This window comes from Nonomuraea sp. NPDC048882 (assembly GCF_040649755.1).
Lineage (GTDB): Bacteria > Actinomycetota > Actinomycetes > Streptosporangiales > Streptosporangiaceae > Nonomuraea > Nonomuraea maheshkhaliensis.
Genome location: NZ_JBEZGB010000002.1, coordinates 678597 through 690029 on the forward strand (window position 1 = coordinate 678597; position 11433 = coordinate 690029).

General features: G+C 70.3%; 13 protein-coding genes. 7 read left to right on the forward strand and 6 right to left on the reverse strand.

Annotated features, from left to right (window positions below; genetic code table 11):
• Window positions 1-9 precede the first annotated feature (9 nt).
• Entirely contained in the window at window positions 10-921 is a 912-nt protein-coding gene (locus AB0C27_RS08470) for an AraC family transcriptional regulator (RefSeq protein WP_357839759.1), read from the reverse strand.
• 141 nt (window positions 922-1062) lie between these two features.
• Between AB0C27_RS08470 and AB0C27_RS08475 the strand changes: the two genes are divergently transcribed.
• The 4 genes from AB0C27_RS08475 to AB0C27_RS08490 all read left to right on the forward strand — a co-directional run bounded on the left by AB0C27_RS08475 (window position 1063) and on the right by AB0C27_RS08490 (window position 5355).
• On the forward strand, window positions 1063-2115 hold the full coding sequence (locus tag AB0C27_RS08475) for a saccharopine dehydrogenase NADP-binding domain-containing protein (RefSeq protein ID WP_357839762.1): 1053 nt from the start codon (window positions 1063-1065) through the stop codon (window positions 2113-2115).
• Window positions 2116-2220: 105 nt separating this feature from the next.
• Complete coding sequence (locus AB0C27_RS08480) at window positions 2221-3465, forward strand: FAD-dependent monooxygenase (RefSeq protein ID WP_357839765.1); 1245 nt, start codon at window positions 2221-2223, stop codon at window positions 3463-3465.
• A 68-nt stretch (window positions 3466-3533) separates the two neighbouring features.
• Window positions 3534-4205: a rhomboid family intramembrane serine protease gene (locus tag AB0C27_RS08485; protein WP_357839768.1), complete on the forward strand. Its 672-nt coding sequence runs from the start codon at window positions 3534-3536 to the stop codon at window positions 4203-4205.
• Window positions 4206-4410: 205 nt separating this feature from the next.
• Complete coding sequence (locus tag AB0C27_RS08490; protein WP_357839771.1) at window positions 4411-5355, forward strand: GNAT family N-acetyltransferase; 945 nt, start codon at window positions 4411-4413, stop codon at window positions 5353-5355.
• 4 nt (window positions 5356-5359) lie between these two features.
• Here the strand turns inward: AB0C27_RS08490 and AB0C27_RS08495 are convergent, their stop codons facing one another.
• Entirely contained in the window at window positions 5360-6244 is an 885-nt protein-coding gene (locus AB0C27_RS08495; protein ID WP_357839773.1) for an NAD(P)H-binding protein, read from the reverse strand.
• Window positions 6245-6365: 121 nt separating this feature from the next.
• On the opposite strand from AB0C27_RS08495, the gene AB0C27_RS08500 reads away from it, so the two are divergent.
• Window positions 6366-7256 carry a LysR family transcriptional regulator gene (locus AB0C27_RS08500; protein WP_357839775.1) on the forward strand — a complete coding sequence of 297 codons (891 nt, stop codon included), beginning with the start codon at window positions 6366-6368 and terminating at the stop codon, window positions 7254-7256.
• A gap of 93 nt (window positions 7257-7349) precedes the next feature.
• Complete coding sequence (locus AB0C27_RS08505; protein WP_357839778.1) at window positions 7350-7799, forward strand: universal stress protein; 450 nt, start codon at window positions 7350-7352, stop codon at window positions 7797-7799.
• Between the two features lie 8 nt (window positions 7800-7807).
• On the opposite strand, the gene soxR is transcribed toward AB0C27_RS08505, so the two are convergent.
• A complete protein-coding gene (gene soxR, locus AB0C27_RS08510; protein ID WP_357839782.1) occupies window positions 7808-8308 on the reverse strand; it encodes a redox-sensitive transcriptional activator SoxR in 501 nt (166 codons plus the stop codon).
• Between the two features lie 9 nt (window positions 8309-8317).
• Window positions 8318-8749 (reverse strand): Lrp/AsnC family transcriptional regulator, encoded by a 432-nt coding sequence (locus AB0C27_RS08515; protein WP_357839785.1) that lies wholly within the window; start codon window positions 8747-8749, stop codon window positions 8318-8320.
• A gap of 56 nt (window positions 8750-8805) precedes the next feature.
• On the opposite strand from AB0C27_RS08515, the gene AB0C27_RS08520 reads away from it, so the two are divergent.
• Window positions 8806-9720 (forward strand): SMP-30/gluconolactonase/LRE family protein, encoded by a 915-nt coding sequence (locus AB0C27_RS08520; protein ID WP_357839788.1) that lies wholly within the window; start codon window positions 8806-8808, stop codon window positions 9718-9720.
• Window positions 9721-9788: 68 nt separating this feature from the next.
• Here the strand turns inward: AB0C27_RS08520 and AB0C27_RS08525 are convergent, their stop codons facing one another.
• Together AB0C27_RS08525 and AB0C27_RS08530 are read right to left on the reverse strand one after the other, a co-directional pair.
• Complete coding sequence (locus AB0C27_RS08525) at window positions 9789-10517, reverse strand: ABC transporter permease (RefSeq protein ID WP_357839791.1); 729 nt, start codon at window positions 10515-10517, stop codon at window positions 9789-9791.
• On the reverse strand, window positions 10514-11419 hold the full coding sequence (locus AB0C27_RS08530; protein ID WP_357839794.1) for an ABC transporter ATP-binding protein: 906 nt from the start codon (window positions 11417-11419) through the stop codon (window positions 10514-10516). The genes AB0C27_RS08525 and AB0C27_RS08530 overlap by 4 nt, the downstream gene beginning before the upstream one ends.
• Between the last annotated feature and the right edge of the window lie 14 nt (window positions 11420-11433).

An 11433-nucleotide genomic window follows, 5' to 3' on the forward strand; every position in this document is an offset into this window, starting at 1 on the left:
CCTTACGCTTCAGCCGGCGTGGTGCCGGTAACTGCCGGGCGGTGACCCGTACTGGCGTTTGAAGGCATGGGTGAAGGTGTACTGCGAGCTGTAGCCGACCTGTTGGGCGATCGTGTTGACGGGGGCGTCGGAGGTGCGCAGGAGCCGGGCTGCGGTGGTCATCCGCCACCATGTCAGGTAGGTGAGCGGTGGCTGGCCGACCAACTGGGTGAACCGCCGGGCGAAGGCGGCGCGGGACAGACGTGCCTGCGCGCCCAGCTCCTCGACGGTCCATTGCCGGCTGGGGTCTCCGTGGATGGCGCGGAGGGCGGCGGCGACGGCGGGGTCGTGCAGGGCCGCGGCCCAGCCGGTGGCGGAGTGGCCGGAGACGCGCTGTTCTTCGAACCACGCGCGCAGGATGTAGAGCAGGAGAAGATCCAGCAGGGTGAGCAGAACGGTGTCGGAGCCTGGGCGGGCATCGTTGTCCAGTTCCACGCCGAGGAGTTCGACCGCGGCGCGGAGTTCCCTGTGCCGCCCTACCCGCGTCGGTAGGTGGATGACCTCGGGCAGGTCGTTCAGGAGCGGATGCGGCGCGGATCCGTCCAGGAGGTAGGCGCCGCAGAGCATGACCACCGTCGGCGGCCGGTCGTCGCGGTCGCCATGGACTCCGGTGAGCGTTGCGGGCGGCTCGCTTACCGGCGTGGACGGTTCGTTGGCCAGGCCGTGTGCGGATCCGCGCGGCAGGAACGCCACGTCGCCCGGCCCGAGCGCGATCGGCTCACCCTGCGACGGGAGAAGCCAGCACGTTCCCTGGAGAACGATGTGGAACCCGGCGGACGGCACCGGCGCAAACCACTCGGCGAAGGGAGCGGACTTGGTCACCCGGCCCGAGTGGGGTCGACCGGTACGCGCCGCACTCACCACATCAGACAGAACATCCACGCAGCCAGTGTAACCAAAGACGATCTCGGTGAAGACGATGACGCAAATATTCGAGCGGATCATGCATTCAATCGTCTTGTGTCAGCGCCTTACTGTGCTGATGGGCCGAGCTACCGCGCGGCTCCATCGTGAGGAGACGACATGAAGATCGCCGTTTATGGCGCGAGTGGATACCAGGGAAAGCTCGTACTCGCCGAACTGGCGCGACGCGACATCGAGATGGTTCTGGCCGGACGTGATCTCGCGCGCCTGGAGGAGGCCGCCTCCGTCATCGGTCTCCCCGACGCGGAACGGCGCGTGGCCGACACCGGCGACGATGAGGCGCTTGTGAGTGCGTTCCGCGGCTGCGACGGCGTCATCAACTGCGCCGGACCGTTCACCTCGTCAGGTGAGGCCGTGGTCCGCGCCGCGATCGCCGCCGGCTGTCACTACGTCGACACCTCAGGTGAGCAGCTCTACGTCAAGAAGGTCTTCGACACCTTCACCACGGAGGCGGAGAACGCCGGGGTCACCGTCGTACCCGCCGCCACCGACGGCTGCGTCCCGGTAGACCTCGTGGCCCACATCCTGGCCGACCGCCTTGAACCGGTCGAAGAGATCATCACCACCCACGTGATCGTCGGGGGCGGCGGCATGTCGCGCGGCTCGCTGCGCTCGCTGGTCGAAACGATCGACGCCGTCAAGGCGGGAGGCATGACCTACGACGACGGCGACTGGCGCCCCGGCATGCCCGCCCGCCACACCGCGATCAGGCTGCCCGGACAGTCGGAGGCGACCCCGGTCATGGCCTTCCCGGTGCCGGAGGTGGTGACCATTCCCCGTCACGTCCGCGTTCGGCATGTCGAGGGCCTGACCGAGGCGGCGTTGGGTGACCGGCTGAACACCCCGCTCACACCGGAGATCATCGAAAGCCTGCCGGAGGGACCCGATGAGGACAGCCGCCGCACCCAGCACTTCACCTATGTGCTCGACGCCACCAGTGCCGACGGCCGCCGCGCCCGCGGCATCGTCCAGGGTCCCGACACCTATGGCACGACCGCGGTGATCGCCGTCGAAAGCGCCCGCCGTCTCATCGCCGATCCTGCCAAGCCGGGAGTACTCGCACCCGCCCAGGCTTACCATCCGACCGCCTTCCTCGACTTTCTCATCCCGCATGGAATCCAGTGGATCATCGAGGACGCGCCGGCAACCTGACGATGACTTTTGGGCGGATCCGAGGTCTGTACGGCTGGACACACCGACAGCGGTGGGCCTGTGCGGGGAACGTCCCTGCGCAGGCGGAAGCACGTGGAGGCAGTGGTGAGCGTCGACGACTCCAAGCGGGAGCACGACAGCCGGACCGGCGAGCAGGGGAAGCGGGTGAAGGGTCCCAGGGTGCTGGTGGCGGGGGCGAGCATCGCGGGGCCGGCGCTGGCCCACTGGCTGCGCCGGAGGGGGGCCGAGGTGACCGTGGTGGAGCGGGCTCCTGAGCTGCGTCCCGGTGGGCAGGCGGTGGACGCGCGCGGGGTCGCCAAGGAGGTCATCGAGCGCATGGGGCTGGACGCGGCGGTGCGCGCGGCCCGCACCGACACCGCCGGCGCGTACATCGTGGACGCGGACGGGAACGTGCTGGAGACCCACCGCGCGGACGACCACGGCGGCGACGGGTTCATCGCGGACATCGAGATCCTGCGCGGGGACCTGTCCCGGGTGCTCTACGACGACACCCGGGACGGTGTCGAGTACGTCTTCGGTGACCGGATCGCCAAGCTCGGCCAGGACGCGGACGGGGTCGACGTGGTCTTCGCCGGCGGCGACCGGCGGCGTTTCGACCTGGTGGTCGGGGCCGACGGGCTGCACTCGCAGTTGCGAGAGATGGTCTTCGGGCCGCGCGAGCACTTCGTCCGCCATCTCGGGCTCGTTCTGGCCTTCTTCAGCGTGCCCAACGAGTTCGGAGTGGACCGCTGGATGATCGATCATCAGGAGGCCGGACGGTCCGCCGGTCTGCGGCCCGTCCCGGACCCCACTCGGGCGATGGCCATGTTCTCCTTCCCCGCGGCCGGCTTCGACGTCGATCACCGCGACGTCGCGGCGCACAAGCGCCTGCTGCGCGAGCGGATGGACGGTTTCGGCTGGTTGACCCGGCGCATCCTCGCGCACGTGGACGACACCCCGGACTTCTATCTGGACCAGGTCGCTCAGGTGGTGATGGACCGCTGGTCGAGCGGACGGGTGGGGCTGCTCGGGGACGCGGCGTTCAGCGCTTCGCCGATGTCCGGGGCGGGCACCGGGCTGGCCCTGGTCGGCGCCTACCTGCTGGCCGGAGAGCTGGCCGCCGCCGGGTGGGACCCTGAGGCCGGGTTCGCCGGCTACGAGGCTCGGATGCGCTCGTATGTGGAGGCCAACCAGGAGATGGGCCGGTTGCACGTACGCAGCCTCGGGATCACGGGGCAGGACGCCGAGCCGAGCCCCGATTTCGCCGGCGAATGGTTCGCCGAACTGATCGGGCGGGCGATCAACGGCGTCGAGCTGCCCGACTACGCAGGGGCGCCGGACCACCGGTGATCTCGTCGGCCAAGCCGTAGGTGTCAGCCCGGCGGAGTCGGTTGTGGAGGGTGTGCGAGGCTTGTGCGGTGGTCAAGCCTTTCCTGACGGCTGCCGTTTTCGTGGTCACCGCCGTACCGAGTCTGCTGCAGTTCGTGATTCCGGGGCTGGAGCCGGCGCTCATGCGGGATCCGGCGGCCATCGCCGGCGGCGAGTGGTGGCGGCTGGGGACGGCGCTGGTCGTGCAGGACGGCGGCGTGCTCGGCACGCTGTTCAACCTGGGCCTTCTCGCCGTGCTCGGGTACGTGGCCGAGCGGGCGCTCGGGCCCGCTCGCTGGGCGGTGCTCTATCTGAGCGGGGCGGTGGTGGGTGAGGCCGCCGGGTTCCTGCTGGACCAGCCGGGCGCGGGGAACTCCGTCGCCCTGTGCGGGCTGGCGGGCGGGCTCATGCTGGCGTCCGGCCGGTTCGAACGGGCGCTCGGCGCGTTCTACGCGGTCGTCTCCGGCGCCTGGCTGCCGGCCGCGTCCGGTGACACGTGGGGCTGGGTCGTCACGGTCGTCCTGGTCGTCGCCGCGTCGCAGCTGGTCAACCATCGCGAACGCCTGCCGGGGTGGTTGCCGGTGGCGGTGTTCGGCGCGGCGGCGGTCGTGCTGATGGCGCTGCGGGATCTGCACGGATTCGCGTTGCTCGGGGGCCTCGCCGCCGGATGGATCTCGAACGCGAGGTTTCCCCTGATGCCTGGACGCACCTCGCCCGCGTGAGTCCCCTCCCCGGAAAAGGGTTTGCGGTGGGGATGGGTGATCGGATAGATCTTGCGGCTGGAAACCCGGCGGCAGGACCGCGGGGGCCACGACAGCGAAAGGAGGGATAAGCCGATGATGTCCCAGATCAATGCGCTTGTACCCTCCCGGGGCGCGGACCGAGTCTGACCCCCGGAGCGGACGGGCGCCTTCACCGGAGCGTGCCTTGACCGTAGAACCGCATGACCTGACCATGCGCCCGATCACCGGGCGCGAAGAACTCGACCTCTTCTCCCGCCTCCCGTACGTCCTCGACGACGAACTGGCGGACGACCTCACCGCCGGCCGCCGGCTGCCCGAATGGATGTGGGTGGCGCTGCGCGGCGACCGGCTGGTGGCCAGAGCCGCCTGGTGGTGCCCGACCGGCGACACCGAGCCGTTCCTCCTCGACGTCTTCGACCTGGACGACAGCGACGGGGACGGCATAGACGTCGGCGCGCGGCTGCTGCGTACCGCCATGGCCGAGGTCCTCCCGCAGGGCGCCCGGCCGCCCGAGTACATCCGCATGGTGCCGCCCGACTGGCGCGAGACCCCGGCGGCCAGGCGCGTCGTCGAGGACCGGATGACCGCGCTGGAACAGCTGGGCGCCGCCCTGCTCGTCGAACGGCTGCGCCTGGAGTGGCGTCCCGGCACCCCCGTGCCAGAGCAGAGCGGGCGGCTGGCGTTCCGGCCGGTCCGCGACACCGAGGAGATGATCTCCCTGATGATTTCGGTGCTGGACGGGACGCTCGACGCGCACAGCAGGGACGAGCTGAGCAGGATGTCCGCCCGTGAGGCGGCCGTCGCCCACTACGAGGAGGAGCTCGCCCGCTACCGGACCCCGCAGGACTGGTGGCGGGTCGCGACGTTGCCGGACGGCGAGCCGGTGGGGTTCGTCACGCCGGCCCGCAACGACTACAACCCCATCATCGGCTACATCGGCGTGCTGCCCAAGCACCGGGGCAACGGGTACATCGACGACATCCTCGCAGAAGGCACCCGCATCCTGGCCGCCAAGGACGTCCCGCGCATCCGGGCGGCCACGGACGTGGGCAACGTCCCCATGGCGAACGCCTTCCTGCGTGCCGGATACGTCAACTTCGAGCGGTCGATCAACATGACGTGGCCGTGAGGGATCAGCCGAGGACGGCGGGCTTGAGCACGTCCCGGCACCACTGACGGAAACTGGTGGGCGTGCTGCCCTCAGGGGTGCGGGTCACGCCGTTGTCGAGCCCGGAGTCCTTGGCCACGGCCATGTCCATGTACGCCTGAGCCATCGGCTCCGACATGCCGACCTCCATCATCCGGTCCTTGACGTCGGCGGGGGAGACCTGCTGGAAGCGGACAGGCCGCTGGAGCTCGTCGGACATGATCTGGGCCATCTCGTCGAAGGAGAGGTCTTCCGGCCCCAGCACGGGGACCTCTCCGACGCCGGTCCAGGTGTCGTCCAGCAGGAGGCCGGCGGCGACGGCGGCGATGTCCGCGACGGCGCAGGTGGGCGACTTGACGCTGCCGGAGGCCGGCATGGTGAAGCGGCCCTCGGTCCTGATCAGCTCGGTCTGGCGCAGCAGGTTCTCCATGAACGAGGGCATGGCCAGCGCTCGAAGGCTGACACCCGTGCTCGCGAAGAGGTCGTCCACAGCGAGCGAGGCGGTGACGAACCCGGCCGTGTCCGCCACGGGCGTGCCCCGGCCGAGCGCCGAGACGTTGACGACCCGCTTGACGCCCTGGTCCTTGACGGCCTGGCTCGCGGGGCGGCTGAAGCCTACGAACGCCTCTTCGACGCTGGGGCTGCGCGGGTCTGCCGGGACCAGCCAGAAGAGGGCGTCCGCCCCGGCGAAAGCCTCGTTCACCACCTCGGGGTCGCCGTGCGAGCCTTGGACCACCTCGACCCGCTCACGGGTGGCGGCGGGCAGGCGGGCGGGGTCGCGGACGATCACGCGGACGGACGCGTCGGCGGCCAGGAGGCGCTCAAGGGTCAGCCGGCCGATCCGGCCGGTGGGAGCGGTGACGACGATCATGATTCACCTCTGTGACGGTGCAGGTGAGCGGGGGAGTGCCCCGCCGATGACGCTCTTCAGTGAACCCGCGGCGGCGGCGGACCTGAAGGACCGATTCGGACGCCATTGATACTGTGCAGGTATGAGTGATCTGGAGGTCAGGCAGCTCCGCTATTTCGTGGCCGTCGCAGAAGAGCTCCACTTCGGGCGGGCGGCGGAGCGGCTGGGCATGGCGCAGCCCCCGCTCTCACGGGCGATCCGCGAGCTGGAACGGCAGCTCGGCGTCACGCTGATGGAGCGGACGACACGCCGGGTCACCCTCACGCCGGCCGGCGAGACCCTGCTGCGCGACGCCAGGACGGCGCTCGACGCGGTCGCGGCGGCGGCCCGGCGGGCCAGGAACGCGGGGCGCCCTGAGCCCGCGCTGCGGCTGGCGCTGAAGGCCGACTACGACGGCGGGCTGCTGCCGCAGATCATGGCCGCGTACCAGCAGGAGCCGGCCGCCCTTCCGGTGCGGCTCGTGCTCGGCGGGCGGGCCGAGCAGGAGCCGGCGCTGCGCGACGGCCGCGCGGACCTCGCGCTGCTGGTCCGGCCGTTCGACGAGCGCGACCTCGACGTCGAGCCGCTGCTGACGGAGTCACGCCTGCTCGCCGTCGCGGCGAACGACCCGCTGGCCGCGCACACCAGCCTGCGCGTGGCCGACCTCGCGGGCCGGGTGCTGCCCGACGGAGCTCCCGCCGACCGCGAGGAGTCCGCGCCGCCCAGGAGCGGCCAAGCGCGCAGCCTGGACCTGGCTCAGATCTTCAACCTGATCGAGCTGGGGGACATCGTGTGGTTCGTCCCCGAGTCGATCGCTCGCCTGCATCCCCGTCCCGGGGTCGCCTACCGGAGCGTGAGCGATCTGCCGCCGCTGGAGTTCGCGCTGGCCTGGCCGCAGGAGTCGCGCTCCCCGGCCGTCGCCGCTTTCGTCCGTACGGCCTGCGCGGTCGCCGCCCTCGTGGCGGGACGTCCCGTCGAGGTGCCCGCCCGCTAGCACCGTACGGTGTGACAAAGCAGACATTGATCTCAGGTATGGCATCTGATCGCTTCGGTGCTCTAGCGAGGGAGTGAAGCGAAGGGAAAAACCATGACCATCCTCGTCGCCTACGACGGCTCGGCCGACGCGCGCGCCGCCATCGAGTTCGCCGCCAAGCATCTCGCCGCCGAGCCCACACTCGTCCTGACCGTGTGGGAGCCGCTGCTCGTCCAGCTGAAGAAGTACCCGCTGGCCGCCACCGGCGCGATCGACCCGGACACCGAGCAGGAGGCGCAGGCCCAGGCCGAGCAGCACGCCAAGGAGGGGGCCGAGCTGGCCATCGCGGCGGGGCTGAGCGACGTCACCTACCGGGCGGTGGCCGACAACGAGTCGATCTGGAAGACGATCGTGGACGTGGCCGACGAGGTGGACGCCTCGCTGGTGGTCACGGGGTCGCGCGGGCTGGCCGGAGTGCGTTCTGTGCTGCTCGGCAGCGTCTCCAACCACGTCTTGCACCACGCCCACCGGCCCACGCTCATCGTTCCTCCCGCGAAGGCGTGAAACCCGGGTTACGCGGGCGGGGGTGAGCAGTACTGCGGCGGGCAGATCCGGGTGTCGAGCCGCCGCGCGCCCGGCCCCTCGTCGCCCAGCCGGTCGTGCGGGTTGGCCACCGGGCACAGGTCCAGCGACAGGCAGCCGCAGCCGATGCAGTCGGTGAGGTCGTCGCGCAGCCGCTGCAGCTGCTCGATCCGGTCGTCCAGCTCGCTCCGCCAGGCCGCCGACAGCCTGGCCCAGTCGGCGCGGGTCGGGGTGCGTTCGTCGGGCAGCTCGGCGAGGGCGTCCTTGATGACCTTCAGGGGGATGCCGATGCGCTGGGCGAGCCTGATGAAGGCGACCCTGCGCAGGCTGTCGCGGGAGTAGCGGCGCTGGTTGCCGGCCGTGCGCCGGCTGGAGAGCAGCCCCTTGGCCTCGTAGAAGTGCAGGGCGGAGACGGCGACGCCGCTGCGCTCGGCGAGCTGCCCGACCGTCAGCTCCTTGGCGTTCCAGGCCACCTTCGTCGTAGCAGTCATACCTGAAGGTTACTTGAGGGTGCGTTCGAAGAACGTCTCCAGGACGACGATCGTCCGCGTCCCGGTCACGCCGTCCACCTGGAAGACCCGGCGCAGCACGTCCTGCAGCTCGCGGGTGCCGGGTGTGCGGATCTTCAGCAGCACCGACGCGGGACCCGCGATGACGTGCGCCTCCTCGATCTCCGGGATCACCGCCAGCTCCGCCGCGCTGTCGCCCATCCACGACCCGCCGTCCACCATCACATAGGACGTCACCGTGCGCCCGAGCGCCGCCTGGTCCACCTCGATTGTCATCCGCCTGATCACGCCGCGCTCGCGTAGCTTGCGCACCCGTTCGTGCGCCGCGCCGCTGGACAGCCCCACCGCCTTGCCGAGCATCGCGTACGAGCGCGTCGCGTCCTCCTGCAGCAGGCCGATCAACATTCTGTCGATGTCATCCACAACAGGATGCTATCCGGAGATTCACCGGCGAAGCCGAACTTCGTATGGTGTTCGGTATGACGGACACGATCCCCACTGAGTTCGAGGTGCTGGACGAGCGATTCGCCGGCATCGGCGGAGACGACAAGATCGAGATCCTCCACACCGGCACCCGCTGGGCGGAGGGCCCGGTCTACTTCCCGGCCGGCCGCTTCCTGGTCTGGAGCGACATCCCCAACGAGCGGATGCTGCGCTGGGACGAGATGACCGGCGCCGTGGGCCCGTTCCGGCAGCCGTCCGGCTACACCAACGGCAACACGCTCGACCGCGAAGGCCGGATGATCTCCTGCGAGCAGGGCAACCGGCGCGTCACCCGCACCGAGCACGACGGCTCCATCACGGTCATCGCCGACCGCTGGCAGGGCAGGCGGCTCAACAGCCCCAACGACGTGGTGGTGCGCTCCGACGGCTCCATCTGGTTCACCGACCCGCCGTACGGGATCATCAGCAACTACGAGGGCGTCGCCGCCGAGCAGGAGATCGACGGCTGCCACGTCTACCGGGTCGACCCGGCGACCGGCGAGGTGCGCATCGTGGCCGACGACTTCGTCCGGCCCAACGGCCTGGCCTTCTCGCTGGACGAGCGGCGGCTCTACGTCGCCGACACCAGAGCCAGGCACCTGCGGGTGTTCGAGGTGGGCGACGACGGCACGCTGGGCGGCGGCAAGGTGTTCGCCGAGGGCGTCGAGGGCGACAACTTCGACGGCCTGCGGCTCGACGACACCGGTCGGGTCTGGGCCGCGGCCGGCAAGGCGGTGCTCTGCTACGACCCCGACGGCACCCTGATCGGCCGGCTGCGGCTGCCCGAGTTCACCGCCAACCTGGTGTTCGGCGGGCTCAAGCGCAACCGCATGTTCATCACGGCCGCGTCCTCGCTGTACTCCCTCATGACCAACGTCACAGGGGCGCGCCCGGTGTGGGCCGGGCGCTGACACGTCGCTGCCCGCCGCGCCCCTGCGGCGGCGGGCAGACGATAGGCAGACCGTGACGAAAGCGTGGATCACTCCCACCGGAACAGCCGCACTGCCAGGCCGCCGAACACGGCCAGCCCTGCCGCGACCACGACCACGTGCATGAGCTGCGGCGGCTGCCCCGCCCACGTGTCCTTCAGCGCCTGGGCGAACGGCCCCGCCACCGAATAGTCGCTGATCACCCGCAGCGCGTCGGGCATGACGTCGCGCGGCACCCACATCCCGGCCAGGAACAGCAGCGGGAACAGCACCGCCGACCCGATCCCCGGCGCGACCTTGCCGTTCGGCGCCACGGCGGCGATCACCAGCCCCATGGCCATCAACGCCGCGGTGCCGAGCAGGAAGACCGGGACGAACCAGACCCACAGCCGCGGCGCGGACGAGCCGAAGATCAGCGAGCCGGCCACCATCAGCAGGACGACGCTCACGACAGCGACCGCCAGGTTGATGAGCAACTGCACCCCCAGCAGCCGCCCGGGATGCACGGGAGTGGTGGACATTCTCCTGAGCACGCCCTGGTCACGGTAGGTGGCCATCACCGCGGGCAGGACGTTGCAGGCCAGCGTCAGCAGCGAGAGCAGCGTCATCATGGTCGGCATCTGCGTGTCCACGAACCGTTCCCCGCCCTCCCCGACCTCGGTGAAGTGCGGGATGCTCGTCCCCAGCACGATCAGCAGCAGCAGCGGCAGCGCGACGGTGAACATCAGGAACGGCCACTCCCGCAGGTGCAGCTTGGTCTCGACGAGGAGCAGCTTCATGACAGCTTCCTTCCGGTGAGCGAGAGGAACGCGTCGTCCAGGTTGGCCTGCTCGATGCGCAGGTCACCGGGGACGACCTGGTGGTGGGCCAGGGCCAGGGTGACGGCGGGAGCGAGGTTGCCCGAGCCGCTGACCACGATCTGCTCGCCGCTCCTGGTGACCTCACGGACCTCGGGAAGGGCCAGCAGCACGGCGTCGTCCACGGGCGCCGACGGCCTGAACCGCACCCGCTGATCGCCGCCCACCTGCGCGATGAGCCCCGCGGGCGTGTCGGTGGCGACCACCTTGCCCGCGTCGATGAGCGCGACCCGGTCGCAGAGACGCTCGGCCTCCTCCATGAAGTGGGTGACGAGCACGATGGTGACGCCCGACTCGCGAATCTGCGCGATCAGCTCCCATGTGTCCCGGCGCGCCTGGGGGTCGAGCCCGGTCGTCAGCTCGTCGAGCACGGCCACGCGCGGCCGTCCCACCAGCGCGAGCGCGACAGACAGGCGTTGCCGCTGCCCGCCGGAAAGCTTTCTGAACGTGGTGTCGCGCTTGGCGTCCAGGCCGACCCTGGTCAGGAGGGCGCGCCAGTCCGCGGGATCGGGGTAGAAGGAGGCGTACAGGTCCAGGGCCTCCCACACCTTGATCTTCTCCGGCAGCGCCGCGCTCTGCAGCTGCATGCCCAGCACGTGACGCAGCTCGGCGCGTTGCGTACGCGGGTCCAGGCCGGCCACCCGTACGGTGCCGCCGTCATGGGGCCGCACGCCGGCCACGCACTCCACGGTGGTGGTCTTGCCGGCGCCGTTCGGGCCGAGAATGCCGAAGATCTCACCCTCGGCCACCTCGAACGACACGTCGTCGACCGCGAGGTGCTTCGGGTACTGCTTGCGCAGGTTCTCGACTTCGATGATTTTCATGCCACTGACGCTAG

What these genes read in the sequence shown, in the direction of transcription:
- AB0C27_RS08520 (WP_357839788.1), top strand. Translation starts at nt 8,806, where the DNA reads ATGACGGACACGATCCCCACTGAGTTCGAGGTGCTGGACGAGCGATTC.
- soxR (WP_357839782.1), bottom strand. Translation starts at nt 8,308, where the DNA reads ATGACTGCTACGACGAAGGTGGCCTGGAACGCCAAGGAGCTGACGGTC.
- AB0C27_RS08475 (WP_357839762.1), top strand. Translation starts at nt 1,063, where the DNA reads ATGAAGATCGCCGTTTATGGCGCGAGTGGATACCAGGGAAAGCTCGTA.
- AB0C27_RS08525 (WP_357839791.1), bottom strand. Translation starts at nt 10,517, where the DNA reads ATGAAGCTGCTCCTCGTCGAGACCAAGCTGCACCTGCGGGAGTGGCCG.
- AB0C27_RS08500 (WP_357839775.1), top strand. Translation starts at nt 6,366, where the DNA reads ATGAGTGATCTGGAGGTCAGGCAGCTCCGCTATTTCGTGGCCGTCGCA.
- AB0C27_RS08495 (WP_357839773.1), bottom strand. Translation starts at nt 6,244, where the DNA reads ATGATCGTCGTCACCGCTCCCACCGGCCGGATCGGCCGGCTGACCCTT.
- AB0C27_RS08530 (WP_357839794.1), bottom strand. Translation starts at nt 11,419, where the DNA reads ATGAAAATCATCGAAGTCGAGAACCTGCGCAAGCAGTACCCGAAGCAC.
- AB0C27_RS08505 (WP_357839778.1), top strand. Translation starts at nt 7,350, where the DNA reads ATGACCATCCTCGTCGCCTACGACGGCTCGGCCGACGCGCGCGCCGCC.